Raw genomic sequence first — 20,502 nt, forward strand, 5'->3', positions numbered from 1 at the left:
CACCTAAACATCTACTGTAGCAGCAAACCCAAGTAACCTTCGGAAGACCTTTTTCATTAGAATAATTTGGTTGTTGGTTGCTGGTTGTTAAACTGTATAATGGTTTATTAACGTGAACTCGGGAATTAGGCATTGATTCTGGCCGGGCTGAATCTGCTTTTTTTCTGATCCAGGAAGGTATAGGCAGTAAGTCCGGAGAGGATGTGCACCAGCGCGTTGAGCGGATTTCTGTGTCGGGTATGGTCAATATCGCAGACGCTCATGAGGATATCATTGACAGCTTCGATCGTGCCTCGCTTCCGCAGGTTGAGCTTGTCGGAGAGGGACAGGAGCATGTTCTTCATGTTCTTTCTGATCTTGCTGACCAGGTGCAGTCCCTTTTCGAGGAGTTGCTCGAGCATGGCAGTCAAGTAGCCTTTGTCTCCATAGCACTTGCCCCTGAGGCCTGTGAGCATGCAGGAGAGCACCTGCTTGTTGTTGTCTGCTACATTGGCTGGCGTGAGTAGGAAGCTTATCAGTTGCTTGTCTTCATTTGTCACCAGGTGCAGCTTGAGGCCAAAGAACCAGCCGGTGGAGGACTTGCCTCTCTGGGCGATGCCGTCAAAGACGCGGTGCTGGTGAATCCTGCGGTTGTCGCAGACGGACAGCTTCTTGGAGTCGATGTAGTAATGGCCACTGCGGGCAGAAAGGCTGCAGCGGTACTGGGCCAGGAGAAAGGCATGGAAGCAGGCCTGACTCATTAGGGAGAGGAATTGGGTATAGGAAACGGCTCTGGGGAAGTAGCTGTACAGCTCTCCCAGAATCAAACGCTCATAGAAGTACTCAAAGCACTTGAAGCCTGAGTGATGGTAGAGCACCAGGATAGTGAGCACCTCACTATCCGAGAGCGATGGCTTCCTGCCTGCACCAGTCCGAAGGGAGAGTCCTTTGGGCAGTGGGTGGCTAGCAAAATAGGCCGCCACTTCTTGGCAGAAATCGTCGATGAAGCAAAACACTTCTACTATTTTTTCAGTATCTATCACAAAACACATAAGGCTAGAGGTTTAGGTGAAACATCTGACAATATTTCTACCGACCCTGTAGCCTTCTTGTTTTATTTAAAAGCCCCTTTTTACAGTAGCTAATTCCCGAGTTCACGTTTTATTAAGAAATTGAAGATGAAATGTGAAACACAGATCAATGCTTCACTCTAAAAATCCTGTGTCTTACGTCCTGTATCCCCTGTCTGAAAAAGCCTCTGGAAGGCCTTTTTCATTAGAACAATTGTAAAAGAATTAGGTAATCCCTGAAAGGCAAAGTGGTTTATATAATACTGCCTCAACAAAAAACCCAAACGGCCTGCAAGATAAACTTGCAGGCCGTTTGGTTTATGAGCAGGAAGGGTTGGGTTACTTAGTCTACATTATCATGCAGAAAGCGGTTATCGCCTAAAATTTCGTTGTCGTCGTTCAGGTTAAAGCGGGAAACAGTACGCTCAGAAGAGTGCGCTACACGATCCAGCGACACATTGCGGCGCAGGTAAGCCGGTACTTCCAGCTTTTCTTTTATCGCCTCAGAGGTGATCTCAGTGCTCAGCATACGCAGGCGCTCACGTCTTTCCTCGGCCTTGCGCTGCATCAGCTCCCGCTGTTGCGCGATGCGCTCTAATTCCAGCGCTCTGGCATCGGCCTCTGAGTTATTGCTGAAGTTGCTCTGATGACCAGATTCCAGTTCGTGCACGATGCGCTTAGGCTGCTCAATTGGGCGGCGCACATCATACTGCTGCTGCTGTGGTTGTGGCTGAGGAGCAGGCTCCTGGTAAGCCGTAGGGGTCGGAGCCGCCACAGGTGCAGAAGTTGGTGGCACGAAAGCCGGAGTCTCTTGCCTGGCAGGCTCAGTTACGATTTGCTTCTGGCTGTTGAGGTCAAAAACCGTTTTTTTTGGCTCCAGCATTTCCTCGGCGCTCTTGGCAAAGCCAGTAGCGATAACAGTTACCCGAATGCTCTGCCCCAGGTTAGAGTCAATACCATGCCCGAAGATAACCTCAGCTTCCTGGCCGGCTTTGTCCTGGATGTACTCGGTGATTTCGGTCAGCTCATCCATTTCAAGCTCCGCCTGCTCACCAGACATAATAGAGAGCAGTATTTTCTGAGCGCCATGAATGTCGGTGTTGTTGAGCAAAGGAGAAGAAAGCGCTTCTTCGGCAGCACGCAAGGCACGGCCTTCGCCCTCCGTTGTTGCAGAACCCATCACCGCAGCACCAGAGTCTTTCATAACCGTTTTAACGTCTTCAAAGTCAACGTTTACCTCAGCTGTCACGGTAATAATCTCCGCAATAGATTTGGCAGCAGTGGTCAGCACGTTATCTGCTTTAGCAAATGCTTCGCGAATGGTCAGGTTGCCGAACATCTCGCGCAGCTTGTCGTTGAGGATCACCAGAATAGTGTCGCAGTTCTCGCTAAGCTCCTTTACGCCGTTCTCGGCGGCAATTTTTTTCTTTTTCCCTTCGAACACGAAAGGTGCGGTTACAATACCTACCGTCAGGATGCCAAGTTCTTTGGCAACTTTTGCTATGACAGGGGCAGCACCCGTACCTGTACCACCACCCATACCAGCCGTGATAAACACCATCTTGGTGTCTGCGCTCAGCATCTCCCGAATTTCTTCTTTGCTCTCCAGCGCGGCCTGCTTTCCTTTTTCAGGGTTGGCGCCCGCTCCAAGACCTTCTGTCAGATTCTGGCCTATAGCCAGTTTATTCGGAACGCCGCTGCTTTTAAGGGCCTGGGCATCAGTATTACAAATTATAAATTCAACATCTTTGATGCCTTGGTTATACATGTGGTTTACGGCATTGCTGCCTCCGCCCCCGACACCAATCACCTTGATGATGGACTTATCGTTAGACGGCAAGTCAAAACTGTACATTGAAGTCATGCTATTTTCTCCTGCTCAATTATGGGTTAATAACTTTGTTTATTGTCAATATCATCCGATAAGAAGCCTTTCAGTTTCTGGAACAAGCCTCCCCCGCTGCTGCTACTGCTGCTAGTGCTGGAGCTGTTCTTCTGTACTGGCTTCTGATACTCCTCTTGCTGAGGAACCTTCTCGTAGTGGGAAGCAGGCTTGTCGATTGGTTGGTAGCCGGCCAGTACCAGACCTACCGTGGTAGCGTACATGGGGCTCTTTACCGCATCAATCTTCGACTTGCCTAAGTGTTCGTTCGGGTACCCGATCCGGGTATCCATGCCAGTGATATACTCCACCAGTTGCATCAGATTCTGTAGCTGGGCGCCACCACCGGTAATTACAATCCCTGCTGCCAGACTTTTTGCATATCCTGATCTAACAATTTCTGCGTAAACGAGTTCAACAATTTCTTCCATTCTTGCTTCTATGATATAAGCAAGGTTTTTCAAAGAAATTTCCTTTGGCGTGCGGTCGCGCAGACCCGGTATAGACACAATCTCGTTTTCGGAGGCTTCGTCTGCTATGGCTTTGCCGAACTTTACTTTCAGCTGCTCTGCCTGGTTTTGCATCACCATGCAGCCCTGCTTAATGTCGGACGTGATGATGTTTCCTCCGAAAGGTAAAACTGCCGTGTGCCGGATTATATTGTCTTTAAAGATGGCTAAGTCTGTGGTGCCGCCGCCGATATCGACCAGGGCTACGCCAGCTTCTTTCTCCTCCTCGCTCAGCACCGACAAGCAAGAGGCCAGTGGCTCCAGTATCAGGTTATCTATCTCCAGGCCGGCACGGCTGATGCATTTGTTGATGTTATTGATGGCATTGGACTGGGCCGTGATGATGTGGAAGTTGCCCTCCAGCCGCACCCCGGACATGCCCACCGGGTCTACAATGCCTTCTTCGTAATCCACTTTGTACTCCTGGGGCATTACATGGATGATCTCGCTTCCGGGTGGTGTCACCAACCGGTACATGTCGTTGGTCAGGCGGTTCACGTCGTCCACGGTTATTTCATTGTCGGTGACCTGTCGGGTAATGCTGCCATTGTGCTGCAGGCTTTTGATGTGCTGCCCGGCAATGCCCACGTTTACGACGCCAATGTTGATGCCTGACTGCTCCTCGGCCTGCCGGATGGCCTTTCTGATCGCATCTACAGTTTTATCAATGTTGCTGACGATGCCACGTACTACCCCTTCAGACTGGGCTTTGCCCATCCCTAAAATCTCCAGCTTCCCAAACTCATTTTTCCGACCCACAAGTGCGCAAACTTTGGTTGTGCCGATGTCCAAGCCTACTACTATTTTGTCGCTTTGCATATCCTGGTTTATATTATTCACAAATAATCTGATCTTCAAACGCTACATTTACTCTTTTATATTTGTCCCAGCCCATTACAGGCAGCACCTCTTTATAAAAGACCATTAACTTCTTAAACTTCTCATTCACCTGGTCTGGCCTCCCAAACTCGATGGTATGCTCCCCCACCTGAGGCAAAAAGGAAACCATGCCCCGGGCATCGATATGCATCTGGGCTAACTGTGCTTTCCAGAACTCGCTCTGCTCAATGTGCAGCACCAGCGCAAGATACGCTTTGCCGGTCGAATCCTGAAAGAAACCATTATCTAAAGACTTAATTATAGCTGACTTGGTAATAGGGATAACACGAGCGGTATATCTGTCGGATAGAGGGAGCGTGTTTCCCTCGGCATCGATGTAAACATCCTGTTCTGGTCGTATAATTCTGGCAATAGGCCGGTTCTGCTTTACATGTACCTGAATATTGCCGTCGAGGCCCCTGTATACATCTGCTTGTTTCACAAAACTATGGGCCTCAATGCGCTTCTCCAGGTTCTTCAGGTCGATTTGCTGATTCGGCAGCCCTTCCAGATTTCGCTCCCCTTCGCGCGTCAGCAGGTCCCTTACTTCTTTATCACCAATAAAGTAATTGTTATATTCATTGTCAATGTTTATCGTCACTTTTTTGCAGGTCTTCACATTCTGCTTCGTAGATGCAAAACCCGCCAGTGCGCCAACGGAAACGATGCTACAAGCTGCAAAAATTAAAGATTTTAATTTACTATTCAAGCCCATCCCTCCTATTTTTTAATAAATTTTTTAAAGGCTGAACAAGTGTATCAATATCTCCGGCTCCCACTGTAGCCAGCACGTCAAAATCAAGGTTTTTCGGAAAATCATTCAAAAACCGTTCTTTGCTCAGCAAGGTCTTTTTCTTGCAATCAACTTTAGAAAGTATGGTGTCAGACGTTATGCCTGCGATAGGCAACTCCCGCGCCGGGTAAATATCTAAAAGCACCAGCTCATCTGCCATGCTCAGGCTCTTTGCAAACTCATTTGCGAAGTCGCGGGTACGGCTATAGAGGTGCGGTTGAAAAATAATTTTCAGTTTCTTATCTGGGTAAAGTGCACGAAGCGAGGTCATGAAAGCGTCGATCTCCCGGGGGTGATGCGCATAGTCGTCTATGAAAATTTTTCCCTCTCCCTCATACACAAATTCGAAGCGGCGCTTTACTCCTGTGTAAGCAGCCACGCCTTTGCTGATCTCTGCTGCACTTACTTCCAGCAGTTGCGCCACCACTATCGCTGCCAGGGTATTCTCCACATTATGGAACCCCGGTAGCCCCAGCTGTAATCCGGCTACAGCACCCAGAGGTGTCACGGCATCAAACTTAAACCAGCGGCCCTCTATCGTCAGCGCCTTTACATGCGCCTGCTTTGCGTCCAGCCCATATTTTATGACCTGCACACCTGGCTGCACACTCTCCGCCAGCTTCGGATCAAGGCTGTCATGAATAATGAGGGTACCGCCCGGCTTTACCTGCCCGATAAACTTTTGGAACGTGCGTACCAGCTCCTCCTTATCGCCATAGATATCCAGGTGATCCGGGTCGGCAGAGGTCACGATGGCAATGTCCGGAAAGAGCGTCAGGAACGAACGGTCGAATTCATCGGCCTCTACCACCACTGTCTCTTTTGCACCTGAGCCACTCCCGATCAGCAGGTTTGAGTTGAAGTTCGTAGCAATGCCTCCCAAAAAAGCAGAGCAATCTTCACCCGCGCTGTGGAGCAGGTGCGCCACGATAGAGGATGTGGTGGTCTTGCCATGCGTACCCGCCACCGCAATGGTAAAGGCAGAGGCAGTTATAATTCCCAGCACCTCCGACCGCTTTTTAATGGTATAGCCCTGCTCCCGCAGGTAAGCCCACTCCGTATGGTCTGCCGGTATGGCCGGCGTCAGGATCACCAGTGTCTCCTCCTTATGCTGCTGCACTTCCTCCGGCAGTTGGTTTACATGGTCGGTGTAGTGCACCACAATGCCTTCCTGCTCCAGGGCCTCTGTAAGCGGCGTGCGCGTCTTGTCATAACCCCAAACCGGAAAACCTTTGGCATGAAACCAACGGGCGATCGCACTCATGCCGATGCCGCCGATACCAAGGAAGTAGATGTACTTATAGTTTTCCAGTTTCATTTTATTTAATCAAGCTGATTAATTCGTTCACTATGTCGGAGGCGGCGTTGGGCCTGGCCAGCTTCCGGATATTGGTTGCCAGGCGCTGCTGCTCCTGCTCATTGGCTGCCAACTGCAGGGCTGCCGCTACTACTGCTGCTCTGGCGTCGGCATCGCGCACCAGCAGGGCCGCCTCCTGCTGCACCAGGGCCATGGCATTTTTGGTCTGGTGATCTTCTGCCACATTGGGCGAAGGCACCAGAATGGCCGGTTTGGCTGCCAGGCACAACTCCGAGATAGAAAGTGCCCCTGCCCGGGAAATCACGACATCGGCAACAGCATACGCCAGGTCCATCCGCCTGATAAACTCAAAGGCTTTTATTCCTTTGTCCTGATAGGGCCTTTCAGCCTCCTGCGCCTCCGCAAAAAAGGCTTTGCCTGTCTGCCAGATAAGCTGGTAACCGGCTGCGGCAATCTTCTCCAGACCAGCCGCTATGCTCTGGTTAAGGGTGCGGGCGCCAAGGCTGCCGCCTATTACCAGTATTGTTTTGTGCGTTGGCTTCAGCCCGAAATGCTCCAGGGCCTCCTGCCGTTTGGCATGGCTGTCCATAATGTCGTTGCGGACCGGGTTGCCGGTTAGCACCAGCTTCTCTGCCGGGAAAAAAGCTTCCATATTCGGGTAGGCCACACACACTTTGCTCACCCGCCTGGCCAGCAGTTTATTGGTGATGCCCGCATAAGAATTCTGCTCCTGAATGAGGGACGGAATCTTGCGTGCCGTGGCAGCGTACAGCAAGGGGCCGCTGGCATAACCGCCTACTCCTACCACCGCATCGGGCTTAAACTCTTTCAGTATCTTATGCGATTGCCGCACACTCGACAGCACTTTCAGCGGAAACGACAGATTGTCCAGCGTGAGCCGGCGCTGCAGCCCGCTGATCCAGAGGCCAACGATCTTATAACCTGCCTCCGGCACCCGCGTCATCTCCATCCGGCCTTTGGCTCCTACAAACAGGATCTCCGCCGCAGGACTCACCGCCTTCAGCTGGTTGGCAATGGCCACGGCCGGGTAAATATGCCCGCCTGTGCCGCCCCCGCTGATAATTACACGATATGGTCTTTTCCGATCAGACATTTACCGGCTTTTTTAGATTATCGCTTACAGCTGCCTGCGTTATGGCACTCTCGCCACGGCTCACGCTCAAAATAATACCGAGCGAAATACCTGTAAAAATAAGGGAGGTTCCTCCCATACTTAAGAGCGGCAAAGGCAGCCCTGTTACCGGACCGAGCCCTACAGCCACTCCCATGTTAATCATGCCCTGCATCACCAGGCTAAAACTGAGCCCTGCTGAGAGCAACCCGCCAAAAGCGCCGTTACTTCTGCTTACCGTAACAAGCCCTCTATAGAGCAGCGCGAGGTAGAGCATCAAAACACAGACGCCTCCTATCAAACCGTATTCTTCCAGGATGATAGAGTAAATGAAGTCGGAGTACGGGTGCGGCAATATATCGCGCTGGTCGCTGTTGCCAGGGCCTTTGCCCACTACGCCTCCGGTGGCGATGGCGATGTAAGACTGCTCCAGCTGAAACGGGATCTCTGTAGGGTCGAGCCAGTCTTTTACTCGGTTAGTGGCCGTTCCCATACGTTGCCCTGCCGCCAGCGCTATGGTGCCAAGTAGCAGGCCCGCCACCACCACCACTGCCATCGACTTGATGGACACACGCCCGATAAACATCAGCAACAGGCAGGTGATGAAGAGAAGCACCGCCGTGGAGGTGTTCGACAAAGCGATAAGACTGCAAATGGCAATAGTCCAGGCGAAGATAGGCCCCAGTGTATGCTTTACACTGTCGAGCATCATTTGCCGCTTCGACAGCATGCTGGCCAGGTAAGAGATCAGAGCCAGTTTGGCCAAATCCGAAGGCTGAAAGGTCTGTTTGATTACCGGAATGGTTAGCCAGCGGGAAGCTTCGTTTATGTTGGAGCCATAGAAATAGGTGATGATCAGCAGGGGCACCGACAGGATCAGGGCGAGCAGCGAAAGCTTGGAGTAGTAGCGGTAGTTGATTTTGTGCGCCGCCCACATAAAGCCCAGCCCTATCAGGATAAGGGCCGAATGCCTGACCAGGTAGTATTCTGTGTTTCCTTCCTGCTGCTTGTAAGCCAGCGTTCCGGTAGAGGAATATACCACAGCCACGCTTATCAATGAAAAGCAAAATACTATCCCCCAAAGTACAGCATCTCCTTTCAGGTTCTGCTGCAACCACTGCTTTACCATGTCCACTCTTTGGCTAAAAGTTCACGCACTACTATTTCAAAACTATTTTCTCTACAGCCTCCTTAAACCGCTGCCCCCGGTGCTCATAATTGTTAAACAGATCAAAGCTTGCACAAGCCGGGGAGAGCAACACCACATCGCCCGGCTCGGCCAGTGAGCGGCTTAAGCGCACGGCATAATCGACAGAAGTTGTTTCGGCCATAACCGGCACAATCCGCTTAAAAGCCTCCTGCAGCTTATCGTTATCCGTTCCCAGGCATATCAGCACTTTTACCTTCTCCTTTGCCAGCTCCTGCAGCACGCTGTAGTCATTGCCTTTGTCCACGCCGCCTGCAATCCAGATAATGGGCTGCTTAATGCCATCCAGCGCATACCACACGGCTTCCACGTTGGTGGCTTTGGAGTCGTTGATATAGGTTACGCCCTTGGCCTCCCCTACCTGCTGCAGCCGGTGCTCGGCATTTTTAAAGGTGGCCAGCGCCGCTGCAATAGTCTCATCTTCCACGCCCATGAGCTTGGCCACTGTTACGGCTGCCATGGTGTTGTACTGGTTGTGCTTCCCGATCAGCGGCGATGCTGTTGCATCTACTTTGCCTTCGTAAAACTGCACCGCGACGTTTACCTCGTTTCCCTTGTAAGTTACTTTGGCGCTTTCGGCACCCTGCAACGAAAAAGGAATAGTCGTACCGCCAAAAGCCTCCGAATGAAATGCACTGGCGATGTGCTCATCGTCGGCGTTGAACACGAAAAAGTCGGAACCCATCATGTTCTGCGCCACCCTCAGCTTAGAGGCGGCGTACTTCTCCATGCTGTACTCATAGCGGTCGAGGTGGTCTGGCGTAATGTTCAGCAGCACCCCGATATGCGCCTTGAACTGGTACATGTTATCGAGCTGAAAGCTGCTCAGCTCCACCACGTAATGGTCGTGCTTGTTCTCCACTACTTTCTCCGCCAGGCTTTCGCCTATGTTTCCGGCCAGTCCCACGTTCAGGCCCGCGCTCTTGAGCAGGTGGTAAGTGAGCAGCGTGGTGGTGGTTTTACCGTTGGTGCCCGTGATGCAGATAAACTTGGCATCGGTGTAGCGGCCGGCAAACTCTATCTCTGAAATTACCTGTATCCCTCGTTTCTTCGCCTCCTGCAGCAAAGGTGCTTTGTCCGGTATGCCTGGGCTTTTGATGATCTCCCTGGCCTCCAGGATGCGTGCTTCGCTATGCTGTCCTTCTTCAAAATCGATTCCGGCCACCGTAAGCTTTTCCTTGTAGGCCTGCTTTATCGGCCCCATATCCGACACGAACACGTCGAGTCCCTTTGCTTTTGCCAGCATAGCAGCACCAACCCCACTCTCACCTGCTCCCAGTATGGCTAATTTCATAGTTTGTTTTTAGTATTGGGTGTCTTGTATCTGTTTGGCGGCTACATTCAAATTATTCTAATGAAACAGCCCCTCTCTTGCCTTTTTGCCGCTGATGCCGCTGCTCCGTTTAAATTATTGGAACAAACCCTGCCTTTACGGGACTATGGCGCTGCTGTTGCTGCTGCGGGGCCAAATTATTCTAATCAAATTGGCCCTCCGGAGGCATTCCAACTGCTGCTGCCCCTCTTCCACTCTATTGTTCAATCACTTAATCTTCTTCAATTTTACCTTCTCACTACCTGAGTTTCAGGGTGGCCAGGCTCAGGATGGCGAGCATAATGCCCATGATCCAGAACCTCGACACAATCTTAGACTCGTGGTAACCATTCTTTTGGTAATGGTGGTGCAGAGGCGCCATTTTAAAGATGCGGCGGCCCTCGCCGTACTTCTTTTTGGTATACTTAAAGTAGCTCACCTGCAGCATCACCGACAGGTTCTCTATCAGGAAGATGCCGCACAGAATTGGTATCAGCAACTCTTTTCGCACGATCAGGGCCAGCACCGCTATAATGCCGCCTATGGCCAGGCTACCCGTGTCGCCCATAAATACCTGGGCCGGGTACGAGTTGTACCACAAAAACCCGACGCAGGCCCCCACAAAGGCCAGACAAAAAATGGCCAGTTCCCCGGAGTTCGGGATAAACATGATGTCCAGGTAATCGGCAAAAATGGTGTTGCCGGAAACATAGGTAAAAATGGCCAGCGTCATGCCTATAATAGCCGACGTTCCTGCTGCCAGCCCGTCTATCCCGTCGGTAATATTGGCCCCGTTCGATACGGCCGTGATCACCAGAATCACAAACGGTATGTAGAGGTAGCAGGTCCAGTCCTGAAAGGCAGGCCCTGCAAACGAAAAGAGGTTGCAGTAGTCCAGCTCATTGTTCTTCCGGAACGGGATCGTTGTGATCATCGACTTCACGTCTATCCACCTGGTAGAGGCGTTTACGGCGGAGACGCTGCCATCAGAAAACAGGTACTGCCGCACCACCACATCGTCGTTAAAATAGAGCGTGAGCCCCACGATAATTCCCAGGCCAACCTGCCCTAAAATCTTGAACCTGCCGGCCAGGCCCTCTTTATTTTTCTTGAATACTTTGATATAGTCATCCAGGAAACCGATCAGCCCGAGCCAGACCGTAGACACCAGCATCAGCAGCACATACACGTTATCGAGCCGGGCAAAGAGCAGCGTCGGCACCAGGATCGCCAGCAGGATGATGAGGCCACCCATGGTAGGGGTACCTTTCTTCTCCAGCTGCCCTTCCAGCCCCAGGTCGCGGATACTTTCGCCTACCTGCTTGCGCTGCAGCACTTTTATCAGCCTGCCACCAAATATCATGGCAATCAGCAACGACACGATGGTTGCCATACCCGCCCTGAAGGAAATGTACTGGAATACACCTGCTCCCAGGACATCAAACTCACGATCGAGGTATGTAAAGAGGTAATAGAGCATGTAATTGTTTTGGGTGTTGCTTTATTAAGTTTCGGTTGTTTATTTTCCTAGTTGCTGAAATGTTTCCTGCAGTACCTGCTTATCGTCGAACGGGTACTTTACTCCTTTTATCTCCTGGTAAGTTTCATGCCCCTTGCCCGCCACCAGCACAATATCGTTGCTGGAAGCCAGCATGCAGGCTGTTCGGATGGCCTCGCGGCGATCCAGCACCGAGAGCGTTTTTTTATAATCCAGCGGCTTCACTCCTTTCTGCATCTCCTCCAGGATGGCCTGCGGCTCCTCAAAGCGCGGGTTATCGGAGGTCAGCACCACCTTGTCGCTCAGCCGACAAGCCAGATCTGCCATCAGAGGGCGCTTGGCGGCATCGCGGTTCCCGCCACAGCCCACCACCGTTATCACCTGCTGGTTCGGGTTGCGGATCTGCTGGATCGTGTTCAGCACATTTTCCAGCGCATCGGGCGTATGGGCATAATCCACGATGCCCGTTATCTGCGTATCAGAAACGATATAATCAAATCGGCCCGAAGCAGAGTTCAGGCTGGAAAGCACCGTGAGCGCCTCCACCGGATCCTCTTCCAGCAAAACGGCCACAGCATAAGCACTCAGCAGATTATAGGCGTTAAAAAAACCGATCAGCTTGCACCATATCTCATGCCCGTCTATTTCCAGGTGCAGCCCCTGCAACGTATTATCTATAACTTTAGCCTTAAACTCCGTAACTTTTCGCAGGGAGTAGTAATGCACTCGGGCCTTCGTATTCTGCACCATCACGGCACCGCGTTTGTCGTCGCTGTTAACCAGGGCAAAAGCACCGGCAGGCAAATTGTCAAAGAACGATTTTTTGGCCTTGATGTACGCGTCGAAGGTCTTGTGGTAGTCCAGGTGATCGTGGGTGATATTGGTAAACACCCCACCGGCAAACTCCAGCCCCGCCACCCGCTGCTGCACTATGGCATGCGAGCTCACTTCCATAAAACAATAAGCACAGCCCGCTTTCACCATCTGACCGAGCAGCGCGTTCAACGACACCGCATCCGGCGTGGTATGCGTGGCCGGTAGCACCGTCTCATCGATCTGATTCTGCACCGTAGACAATAGCCCCACATGATAGCCCAACTCCCGGAACAGCTTGTGTAGCAAGGTAACCGAGGTTGTTTTACCGTTGGTACCTGTTACACCGACCAGCTTTAATTTTCTGGAAGGATGATCGTGAAACGCAGCAGCCATCTGCCCCAGCGCCTTCGCTGAATCCTTTACCAGCACATAAGTAGTAGCTGCTGCCAACTGCTCCGGCAACACTTCACAGACAACGGCAACAGCCTTCGCCTCTACCGCTTTGGATATAAAGTCGTGCCCGTCTGACTGCGCACCGTGCACAGCCACGAACACCACGCCCTCCTTTACCTGGCGTGAGTCGAAGGAAATGCGTTCCACCTGAACGTCGAGAGGCCCTCTTGTTTCAAGGGCCTGTACCTGCGCTATTATGTCCTGCAACACCCGCATCAACTCATCACGATTACGATCTGACCATCCTTATCTATGGCAGTTCCGGGAGCCAGCGATTGCCGCTGCACCCGCTTACCAGTTCCCTCCACCTTTACGCGCAGCCGCTGATTCTCCAGAATGTAAAGCGCATCGCGCAGGGTCATGCCGGTCACATCAGGCACCGTTGCATTGTTGACGGGGTTTGGTTTAAAAACCAGGGAGCGCTGCCGCGTCTCCACGTGCACCCAGTCCTCGTCTGGCGACTGGGAGTGGCTGCTGATGCCGATCTTGTTGCAGATCAGGCTCAGATCATCGTAGCTCCCCGACCTGATGTTGGGCAGACTCTCTTTATTGGGCACCACCCGTGCCAGCAGCGGCTTGTGCATGGCCAGGTCGCGGGCATAGGCTTTGTCAGCCAGTTCCTTAAACACAGGAGCCGCCACGTCGCCGCCATACACGTTTACCCCTCTGGGAGAATCGATGATCACGATGCAGCTGTATTTGGGGTTATCGGCCGGAAAATAGCCGGCAAAGGAGGTGGAGTAAGTTTTAACGTACCTTCCGTTCTTTACCTTGCGGGCCGTTCCGGTCTTGCCTGCTACTTTATAGTCGTTGCTTCTGATGTTTCTGGCTGTACCGTTCTCAACTACTCCCTCCATCATGGCGCGCAATTTTTTCAGGGTTTCGTCAGAGCATATTTTCTCGTCAAGCACCCGTGTCTTAAATGTCTGGATCACATTGTCTGCTTTTCGGATCTCCTTCACGATAATAGGCTGAATCTTCACACCATTGTTGGCCACGGCATTATAAAAGGCCAGTGTTTGCAGTGGCGAGAGTTTAAGCTCATAGCCAATAGACATCGAAGCAAGCGAAGTGGCACTCCAGCTTCTGTCCTGCGGGCTCTTGATATAAGGCCGGGCCTCGCCATCCATCTGGAAACCCAGGGTGCTGCCCAGGCCGAACCTGTTCAGGTAATCTGTAAAGGCAGTCGGGTTCTCTGCGAAATACTCATCTGTTAGCTTTGCCACGCCAATGTTCGATGATTTCTCAAAAACCTCCTGCACGGTGATCTTGCCGTAGCCGCCAATCCTGGAATCGGTCATGGTCCTGCCCTTCAGCCTGAAAGTGCCTTTGCCGGTATCGACAGTATCGGTCAGTTGCAAATTGGTGTGTTCAAACAAGGCCATCATAGCTGCCAGCTTGAAGGTAGAGCCCGGCTCTGTACGTCCCTGGTTACCAACGGCATAGTTATAATCTTCGATGTACCCTCCCTTGGTCTTACCAAGGTTGGCGATGGCTTTGATCTCACCTGTTTTCACCTCCATCATGATCACGCAACCATAATCGGCGTCGGTTTTTTCGAGGGCTTTGTACAGGGCATTCTCCGCCACATCCTGCAGGTTAATGTCGATGGTGGTTTTAATGTCGTAGCCATGCTGCGGCTTTACCTCTGTGCCATCATAAATTGGTTTATTACCGCCGGCAATGCGCTCAAATAAGGCTTCACCATCCGTTCCGGCCAGGTTATCGTTAAAACTGAACTCCAGACCGGCTCCATTTTTATCCACGTTGATAAACCCGATGGTGCGCTCCGCCAGCAGGCCGAAAGGCTTAAAGCGCTTCTCCACTTTCTCGAAGATCACGCCTCCGCGGTTTTTGCCTGCCCGGAAGATCGGCCACTGCGCCATCATCTTTTTGTCCTGGTAGTTGATCTGCCTGCTGTTCAGTCGGATATACCGGCGACCGTTGGTGCGGGCGTTTTTAATTCTGCGGCGGTAATGGTCCTCAGACTTGTCGCCGTAGAAACGGGCCAGCAGCATGGCAAGCGAGTCTACGCCGGCGTTAAACACCTGCGTCTCGGCAATGGTCGGGTCGAAGGCCACGCGGTAAAAAGGCAGGGAGGTAGCCAGTATGCTCTCGTTGCCAGACGACACATCGTTGTCGGAGTAAATATTGCCGCGGGTGGCAAAAACCGGCTGATAGCGCACGCGTCGTTCCTTAGAGATCGCTTTCCAGTTGGTATCGTCCAGAAACTGGATGTGCACGATCTTGTACACAATGGCGCACGCAAACAAACAGATAGCCAAAAAAGCTACCCTTACCCTCACGAGTATGGATTTCTTAATATTCATCTGCTGCTACTTCTACTTGATAAGGTGGGGAAGAACTCTCGACCAGACCCAGCGGCGCCACATTACCGGCCACTACAGACTGCTTGCTAGCCTCCATATAATCTGCCTTCAGGGTGGTATAATCCGCCCGCAGGTCTTCGGTCTCCACTTTAATTTTGTCTATCCGTCGGATGATTTTCTCGGCGTAGTGTGTGTTGCCGATATAGAAAAGTGTAATGCCGGTCAGGAAGAGCACGTGTGGCAGATACCGCAACGGAACCCCTTCCTCAAACAAAAAATCGACATTGGTATATTTCTCCAGCAGTTTAAAGAGACTAAAGCCCGACCTCTTAGGAGTAACTGTCGCCTGAGGTGCTTCCTCCGCCTTCCTGCGCACCCTGTTTGCTTTGGGCGCACGCGGTTTTGTGGTCATAAGGTTAGAAGCCATAGTCGATATTTAACTTTTTCTAAATTCTTCCTGCTGCTGCAGCTCAATTATTTAATTCATTTTATTCTCTTTTTCCGGCTACTCTCAGTTTAGCGCTCCTGGATCGGCTGTTCTGCAGCAACTCCTGCTCCGAAGGCGTAATAGGTTTTCTGCTTACGGCATCAAGCGGTTTAATCTCGTTTCCGAACAGATCCTTTTCCACCTCTCCGAAAAACTTGCCTTTGGCTATAAAGTTCTTCACCAGCCTGTCTTCCAGCGAGTGGTAGGAAATCACGACCAGCCTTCCTCCCGGGTTTAGCAGCTCTGCTGTCTGCTCCAACATCTCTTCCAGCGCCTTCAGCTCGTCGTTCACCTCTATGCGCAAGGCCTGAAACACCTGCGCCAGATACTTGTTCTCCTTCCCTTTCGGGGTGCAGGAGCTGATAGCCTGCTTAAAATCGCTGATCGTCTCGATCGGGTGGCGCATGCGGCGCTCCACAATAAGGCGAGCCAGCGTTTTGGCATTTTTCACTTCGCCGTAAATGCCAAAAATCCGGTGCAGTTGCTCCTCCGGGTAGGTTGCCACCACCTCTCTGGCCGACAAACCTGCCTGAGGATCCATGCGCATATCCAGAGGGCCTTCAAATCGGGTCGAAAAACCACGCTCCGGCACATTGAACTGATGCGACGAGACGCCGAGGTCGGCCAGCAAGCCATCTATCTGCTTTACCCGGTGCAACCGCAGGTACTTTTTCAAATCCCTGAAGTTGGCCTTCACAAAAGTAAAGCCCGGATGGTCGATCTTCTTTGCCTGCTCCTCCGCATCGCGGTCCTGGTCGAACGAATACAGTTTACCGGTTGTAAGCCTACTTAAAATCAGAGACGAATGACCACCTCCTCCAAAAGTCACATCTACATAAATGCCATCTGGCTTGATAGCCAAAGCATCTACCGACTCCTCTAATAAAACCGGACGATGGTACTCCATTAAATCGGTGCCTCCTCTGCTGGCTTGTCTCCCAGGAACTTCTGGGCAAGCTGTGAAAAACTCTGCTGGTCTTTGATCAGGAACTCCTCATACTTGTCCGGGTTCCAGATCTCTACTCTGTTCCCGAGCCCCACCACGATTGCCTCTTTTTCTAATTCAGCAAAACGGGCCATGGTGCGGGGCAGAATAAAACGCCCTGTGCCGTCCAGCTCAATTTCGGTGTTGCCACGAAAGAAATTCCGCTGAAAGTGCCGGTACTCCTCGTTAAACTCGTTCAGGCCAGCCACTTTATCATAAATCGATTTCCATTCCACTTTCGGATACAGCACCAGGCAAGGTTCGAACCCCCGCATCAGCACCACATGATTGCCAGACGCCTCCGGCAGGTTGGCTTTTATCTTTGCAGGTAAAACCAACCTTCCCTTTGGGTCAATCTTGCATTCATATTCGCCAGACAGGAAGTTCATGTAACATCGCTTTAATGGCTCCTATAGTTTTCAGGAGTATACAAATGTAACGAATCAGGAAAAGACCGCAACCACAATCTACCACTTTTTACCACTTTGTGGATAAATTACGGTTATCCACCCCACTTATCCACATTATCCACATTCTTCTTCCTCACTTTGGTGAAAACTAAATTTGCAAGAAACATTAAAAGTTGCTAATATTCGAGGACCAAAACTAATACAGCACTGTATATCAGCTATTTAGGTATATACTTGTAATCAAATAGTTTATACACAGGCAATCCACAGCAAAAGTGGAGGAAAGTGGCAGATGTGGGAGAAAGTGGGAAGCATTTCGTATATTTGAAGTGTGAAAGGCATCATACGTCCTACGTTTGTCCTGTTCCTGACCCTCTGCATCTTGCTTGGGTCGGTGGGTGTGGCGTTGAGCGAAACACTCTGCCATATGGTTGCTTTCAAGCCTGCGGAAGAACAGACGCAACCAGATAGCTGTTGCCAAAAAGCTGCTGCTGGCACCGAGGCAGATGACTGCTGCACAGAAGAACTCACCTTCGAAAAGCTGGAGCCAGTATCGGCGCAGAAAACCTTTCAGCTGGACACTCCGGCTTTATTCCCGTTAACCGCTCCTGCTTTTGCGTTACATCGAATCCTGGACGGAAGCCTAAAGCCGCTCACCCTGTCTTTATCTGATAGTTCGCCGCCACGCGCAGGCCGGCAGCTCCTCCATTTTATTCATATCCTGATTATTTAAATCTTTCGGTTTACAGGCCACGCGTGTGCAGGCATCTATGCCTGTGCCATTCATTTGTATTCAGAACCATTTAACTTTTCAGGATTTTATGCTTCCCAACCGGATTTACATCATCTTTAAAGCCGCTGCCCTGCTACTGCTACTTTGCATGGCGGCACCTGCATTTTCACAACACCTGCACGGGCAGGTAGTAGACCCACAGCATACGCCCATCGTTGGGGCCAATGTAATCTGGCAAGGCACTACCACAGGTGCCGTAACAGATGGCAACGGAAACTTTGGCTTGTCTTACGCCGATGCCACCACAGCTTCTATTGTTGTAAGCTTTATAGGCTACAGACCCGATACAATAAGCGTTGCCGGGAAAGAGCTGATAACCGTTGTACTGCAGCCAGCCACCAACATCAAAGAGGTGGTGGTAGAGGGGCAGCTTCAGCGCCTCTCAGCTATAAGCCCTGCCAACTCGCAGCTTATCACGAATCGCGACCTGGAGAAATCAGCCTGTTGCAACCTGGCCGAGAGCTTTGAGACAAATGCCTCTGTGGAGGTTTCTACCACCGATGCCATATCGGGGGCGAAACAGATACAGATGCTTGGCCTGGATGGCGCCTACACCCTTTTAACCACCGACAATATCCCAACTCTCCGCGGGCTGGCCACCCCATACCGGCTCAATTACCTGTCGGGCACCTTTATTGAGTCTATTGATATAATAAAGGGCATGGGTTCTGTGCTGAATGGCTATGAATCTATTTCGGGGCAGGTGAACGTGAAACTGAAGGACCCGGACAAGACGGAGCGGCTATACCTGAACCTTTATGGCAACAGCCGGGCCAAATTCGATGCGAACCTAAACCTATCGGCGCAGGTAACACCGAAATGGAGCACCGTGCTCATGCTCCACACCGACCACCTGGGCAACCGCGTAGACCGCAACAACGATGGTTTTATGGACCTCTCGCTGGGCACCCAGTACAACGTGTATAATAAGTGGAAGTATGAGCACAAAGATGTGATGTCGGAGTTCGGCGTAAATGCCCTGCAGGAGACGCGGCTTGGCGGGCAGATGGAGTATGAGAAGAGAGAACCGGAAGGCCCGAACCAGCATTTCGGCACCGAGTCAGGCACAGACAGGATCTCCTTCTACAACAAAAGCTCCTATACTTTTCCGGGCAAGCCTTACCAGAGTATTGGCCTGATCACGTCTGCAGCGCACCATAAATTCAACTCCTTGTTCGGGCGCAGGAACTATAGCGGAGAGCAGAACAGCACCACTGCACGGCTTATTTTCCAATCGGTTATCGGCCACACCGGCCACACCTACAAAGCAGGCCTCAGCTACACCCACGACGACTACAGCGAAAGACTCAGCGACACCTCTTTTGCCCGCACAGAACAGGTACCGGGGGCATTTCTGGAGTACGTGTATAACAACAGCAAAAACCTGACAGTTGTAGCGGGCAGCCGCGTAGATCTTCACAATATGTATGGCACTGTTTTCACCCCGAGGCTGAACGTGAAGTTTGATGCCACGCCTAACACGATCTTCCGGGTGGCAGCAGGCAAAGGATTCCGGGTAGCCAATCCGTTGGCAGAGAACACGGCCGCCCTGGTGAGTTCCCGCAGATTTGTTTTTAGGGAAGCACTGCAGCCGGAGCAGGCCTGGAATGTGGGCGGCTCCTTTACCCAGTACTTTGAACTGGGCGGCAGGCCGGGCGCCTTTATCACCGATTACTATTACACTACTTTTCAGAACCAGGTGGTGGCCGATATGTACAGCACTCCTCAGCTTATCGCCTTTTACAACCTAAAGGGCCGCTCCTTCTCCAGCAGCTTTCAGGCAGAGCTGCAATATGAGGCCTTAAAGGGACTGGAAGTAAAAACTGCCTATAAATATTACGATGTAAAATCGACATATAACGGCCAGCTGGAGCAGCGCCCCATGATTCCGCAGCACCGGTTTTTTGTGAACCTGGGCTTTGCCACTCCCTTTGATAAATGGCGCGCCGACCTCACGACCCAGTATTTCGGACTGATGCCCCTGGCCTCTATGGAGCAGCAGCACAACGCAGACCTGAGCATGCGCAACTCCGACCAATTCTTTGTATTGAACGGACAAATTACCAGAGCCCTTAAACGATGGGACATTTATTTGGGAGGAGAAAACCTGCTCAACTACCGCCAGCCAAGCCCCATTTTGGGCGCCGGCGATCCTTTTGGTCCGAACTTTGATGCCAGCATGGTCTGGGGGCCCATTACCGGCCGGATCATTTATGCTGGCTTACGCTTCAAAATAAACTAATCCTAAATCCAGTTTTGTTACGCAAACAACCAATCTACAACCCATGAAAAACATCAAAGCGCTTATTTTTACCTTGACCATGTTGCTTGCAAGTGTGTCAACACAGGCACAGTCTCAGAAAAAAGGCGAAGAAACGGTTCAGATAAAAACGTCTGCTGTGTGCGACATGTGCAAGAAGACCATTGAAAAGGCCATGGCCTATGAGAAAGGCGTAATTTCTTCTAACCTCGATGTAAAATCCCAGATGCTGACGGTGGTTTACAACGGCAAAAAAACGAACACGGATAATATCCGCAAAGCCGTTAACGCCACTGGGTACGATGCAGATGATAAGCCGGCCCAGGAACGGGCGTACAACAGGCTAGACGACTGCTGCAAGAAAGAAGCGGGAATCCATTGAATTTAGC

Annotated in this window: 18 protein-coding genes; 4 read left to right on the top strand and 14 right to left on the bottom strand. The window is 51.4% G+C overall.

Features of this window, described 5'->3' with window-relative positions; translation table 11 throughout:
- Window positions 1–125: 125 nt before the first annotated feature.
- From FJM74_RS16740 to murD, 8 genes are all read right to left on the bottom strand, one after another.
- Window positions 126–1,031, bottom strand: coding sequence for an IS982 family transposase (locus FJM74_RS16740; protein ID WP_187263789.1), 906 nt, complete (start codon window positions 1,029–1,031; stop codon window positions 126–128).
- 361 nt (window positions 1,032–1,392) lie between these two features.
- The gene (gene ftsZ / locus FJM74_RS16745; RefSeq protein ID WP_187263790.1) at window positions 1,393–2,913 is read right to left on the bottom strand and encodes a cell division protein FtsZ; all 1,521 of its coding nucleotides are present in this window, start codon (window positions 2,911–2,913) and stop codon (window positions 1,393–1,395) included.
- 26 nt (window positions 2,914–2,939) lie between these two features.
- Window positions 2,940–4,259, bottom strand: a complete 1,320-nt coding sequence (ftsA, locus tag FJM74_RS16750; protein WP_187263862.1) for a cell division protein FtsA — start codon at window positions 4,257–4,259, stop codon at window positions 2,940–2,942.
- Between the two features lie 13 nt (window positions 4,260–4,272).
- Window positions 4,273–4,920, bottom strand: coding sequence for a cell division protein FtsQ/DivIB (locus FJM74_RS16755; protein WP_317175575.1), 648 nt, complete (start codon window positions 4,918–4,920; stop codon window positions 4,273–4,275).
- A 100-nt stretch (window positions 4,921–5,020) separates the two neighbouring features.
- Complete coding sequence (gene murC / locus FJM74_RS16760) at window positions 5,021–6,430, bottom strand: UDP-N-acetylmuramate--L-alanine ligase (RefSeq protein ID WP_187263792.1); 1,410 nt, start codon at window positions 6,428–6,430, stop codon at window positions 5,021–5,023.
- Window position 6,431: 1 nt separating this feature from the next.
- Window positions 6,432–7,544, bottom strand: a complete 1,113-nt coding sequence (gene murG / locus FJM74_RS16765; RefSeq protein WP_187263793.1) for an undecaprenyldiphospho-muramoylpentapeptide beta-N-acetylglucosaminyltransferase — start codon at window positions 7,542–7,544, stop codon at window positions 6,432–6,434.
- Window positions 7,537–8,691: an FtsW/RodA/SpoVE family cell cycle protein gene (locus FJM74_RS16770; RefSeq protein WP_187263794.1), complete on the bottom strand. Its 1,155-nt coding sequence runs from the start codon at window positions 8,689–8,691 to the stop codon at window positions 7,537–7,539. The genes murG and FJM74_RS16770 overlap by 8 nt, the downstream gene beginning before the upstream one ends.
- Window positions 8,692–8,722: 31 nt before the next feature.
- Complete coding sequence (murD, locus tag FJM74_RS16775) at window positions 8,723–10,063, bottom strand: UDP-N-acetylmuramoyl-L-alanine--D-glutamate ligase (protein ID WP_187263795.1); 1,341 nt, start codon at window positions 10,061–10,063, stop codon at window positions 8,723–8,725.
- A 60-nt stretch (window positions 10,064–10,123) separates the two neighbouring features.
- On the opposite strand from murD, the gene FJM74_RS16780 reads away from it, so the two are divergent.
- On the top strand, window positions 10,124–10,348 hold the full coding sequence (locus tag FJM74_RS16780) for a hypothetical protein (protein WP_187263796.1): 225 nt from the start codon (window positions 10,124–10,126) through the stop codon (window positions 10,346–10,348).
- Here FJM74_RS16780 and mraY read toward each other — a convergent pair.
- The 6 genes from mraY to mraZ all read right to left on the bottom strand — a co-directional run bounded on the left by mraY (window position 10,341) and on the right by mraZ (window position 17,039).
- Window positions 10,341–11,561 carry a phospho-N-acetylmuramoyl-pentapeptide-transferase gene (mraY, locus tag FJM74_RS16785; RefSeq protein WP_187263797.1) on the bottom strand — a complete coding sequence of 407 codons (1,221 nt, stop codon included), beginning with the start codon at window positions 11,559–11,561 and terminating at the stop codon, window positions 10,341–10,343. The two genes, FJM74_RS16780 and mraY, sit on opposite strands and share 8 nt — an antisense overlap.
- Window positions 11,562–11,600: 39 nt before the next feature.
- Complete coding sequence (locus tag FJM74_RS16790) at window positions 11,601–13,064, bottom strand: UDP-N-acetylmuramoyl-L-alanyl-D-glutamate--2,6-diaminopimelate ligase (protein ID WP_187263798.1); 1,464 nt, start codon at window positions 13,062–13,064, stop codon at window positions 11,601–11,603.
- Window positions 13,064–15,178: a penicillin-binding protein gene (locus FJM74_RS16795; RefSeq protein WP_187263799.1), complete on the bottom strand. Its 2,115-nt coding sequence runs from the start codon at window positions 15,176–15,178 to the stop codon at window positions 13,064–13,066. Before FJM74_RS16795 ends, FJM74_RS16790 begins: the two co-directional genes overlap by 1 nt.
- Window positions 15,168–15,605, bottom strand: a complete 438-nt coding sequence (locus tag FJM74_RS16800) for an FtsL-like putative cell division protein (protein WP_187263800.1) — start codon at window positions 15,603–15,605, stop codon at window positions 15,168–15,170. The genes FJM74_RS16795 and FJM74_RS16800 overlap by 11 nt, the downstream gene beginning before the upstream one ends.
- 61 nt (window positions 15,606–15,666) lie before the next feature.
- Complete coding sequence (rsmH, locus tag FJM74_RS16805) at window positions 15,667–16,572, bottom strand: 16S rRNA (cytosine(1402)-N(4))-methyltransferase RsmH (protein WP_187263801.1); 906 nt, start codon at window positions 16,570–16,572, stop codon at window positions 15,667–15,669.
- Window positions 16,572–17,039: a division/cell wall cluster transcriptional repressor MraZ gene (gene mraZ, locus FJM74_RS16810; RefSeq protein WP_187263802.1), complete on the bottom strand. Its 468-nt coding sequence runs from the start codon at window positions 17,037–17,039 to the stop codon at window positions 16,572–16,574. The genes rsmH and mraZ overlap by 1 nt, the downstream gene beginning before the upstream one ends.
- Before the next feature lie 352 nt (window positions 17,040–17,391).
- Between mraZ and FJM74_RS16815 the strand changes: the two genes are divergently transcribed.
- The 3 genes from FJM74_RS16815 to FJM74_RS16825 all read left to right on the top strand — a co-directional run bounded on the left by FJM74_RS16815 (window position 17,392) and on the right by FJM74_RS16825 (window position 20,495).
- Window positions 17,392–17,793: a hypothetical protein gene (locus tag FJM74_RS16815; RefSeq protein WP_241739217.1), complete on the top strand. Its 402-nt coding sequence runs from the start codon at window positions 17,392–17,394 to the stop codon at window positions 17,791–17,793.
- An 88-nt stretch (window positions 17,794–17,881) separates the two neighbouring features.
- Entirely contained in the window at window positions 17,882–20,095 is a 2,214-nt protein-coding gene (locus tag FJM74_RS16820) for a TonB-dependent receptor (RefSeq protein WP_187263803.1), read from the top strand.
- Window positions 20,096–20,138: 43 nt separating this feature from the next.
- A complete protein-coding gene (locus FJM74_RS16825; protein ID WP_241739218.1) occupies window positions 20,139–20,495 on the top strand; it encodes a heavy-metal-associated domain-containing protein in 357 nt (118 codons plus the stop codon).
- The last annotated feature ends 7 nt before the right edge of the window (window positions 20,496–20,502 follow it).

This window comes from Pontibacter beigongshangensis (assembly GCF_014332515.1).
Taxonomy (GTDB): domain Bacteria; phylum Bacteroidota; class Bacteroidia; order Cytophagales; family Hymenobacteraceae; genus Pontibacter; species Pontibacter beigongshangensis.

Bases quoted from the DNA above. Each gene is read 5' to 3' on its own strand.
- FJM74_RS16740 (WP_187263789.1), bottom strand. From the start codon at position 1,031: ATGTGTTTTGTGATAGATACTGAAAAAATAGTAGAAGTGTTTTGCTTC.
- ftsZ (WP_187263790.1), bottom strand. From the start codon at position 2,913: ATGACTTCAATGTACAGTTTTGACTTGCCGTCTAACGATAAGTCCATC.
- ftsA (WP_187263862.1), bottom strand. From the start codon at position 4,259: ATGCAAAGCGACAAAATAGTAGTAGGCTTGGACATCGGCACAACCAAA.
- murC (WP_187263792.1), bottom strand. From the start codon at position 6,430: ATGAAACTGGAAAACTATAAGTACATCTACTTCCTTGGTATCGGCGGC.
- murG (WP_187263793.1), bottom strand. From the start codon at position 7,544: ATGTCTGATCGGAAAAGACCATATCGTGTAATTATCAGCGGGGGCGGC.
- FJM74_RS16770 (WP_187263794.1), bottom strand. From the start codon at position 8,691: ATGGTAAAGCAGTGGTTGCAGCAGAACCTGAAAGGAGATGCTGTACTT.
- murD (WP_187263795.1), bottom strand. From the start codon at position 10,063: ATGAAATTAGCCATACTGGGAGCAGGTGAGAGTGGGGTTGGTGCTGCT.
- FJM74_RS16780 (WP_187263796.1), top strand. From the start codon at position 10,124: ATGAAACAGCCCCTCTCTTGCCTTTTTGCCGCTGATGCCGCTGCTCCG.
- mraY (WP_187263797.1), bottom strand. From the start codon at position 11,561: ATGCTCTATTACCTCTTTACATACCTCGATCGTGAGTTTGATGTCCTG.
- FJM74_RS16790 (WP_187263798.1), bottom strand. From the start codon at position 13,064: ATGCGGGTGTTGCAGGACATAATAGCGCAGGTACAGGCCCTTGAAACA.
- FJM74_RS16795 (WP_187263799.1), bottom strand. From the start codon at position 15,178: ATGAATATTAAGAAATCCATACTCGTGAGGGTAAGGGTAGCTTTTTTG.
- FJM74_RS16800 (WP_187263800.1), bottom strand. From the start codon at position 15,605: ATGGCTTCTAACCTTATGACCACAAAACCGCGTGCGCCCAAAGCAAAC.
- rsmH (WP_187263801.1), bottom strand. From the start codon at position 16,572: ATGGAGTACCATCGTCCGGTTTTATTAGAGGAGTCGGTAGATGCTTTG.
- mraZ (WP_187263802.1), bottom strand. From the start codon at position 17,039: ATGAACTTCCTGTCTGGCGAATATGAATGCAAGATTGACCCAAAGGGA.
- FJM74_RS16820 (WP_187263803.1), top strand. From the start codon at position 17,882: ATGCTTCCCAACCGGATTTACATCATCTTTAAAGCCGCTGCCCTGCTA.
- FJM74_RS16825 (WP_241739218.1), top strand. From the start codon at position 20,139: ATGAAAAACATCAAAGCGCTTATTTTTACCTTGACCATGTTGCTTGCA.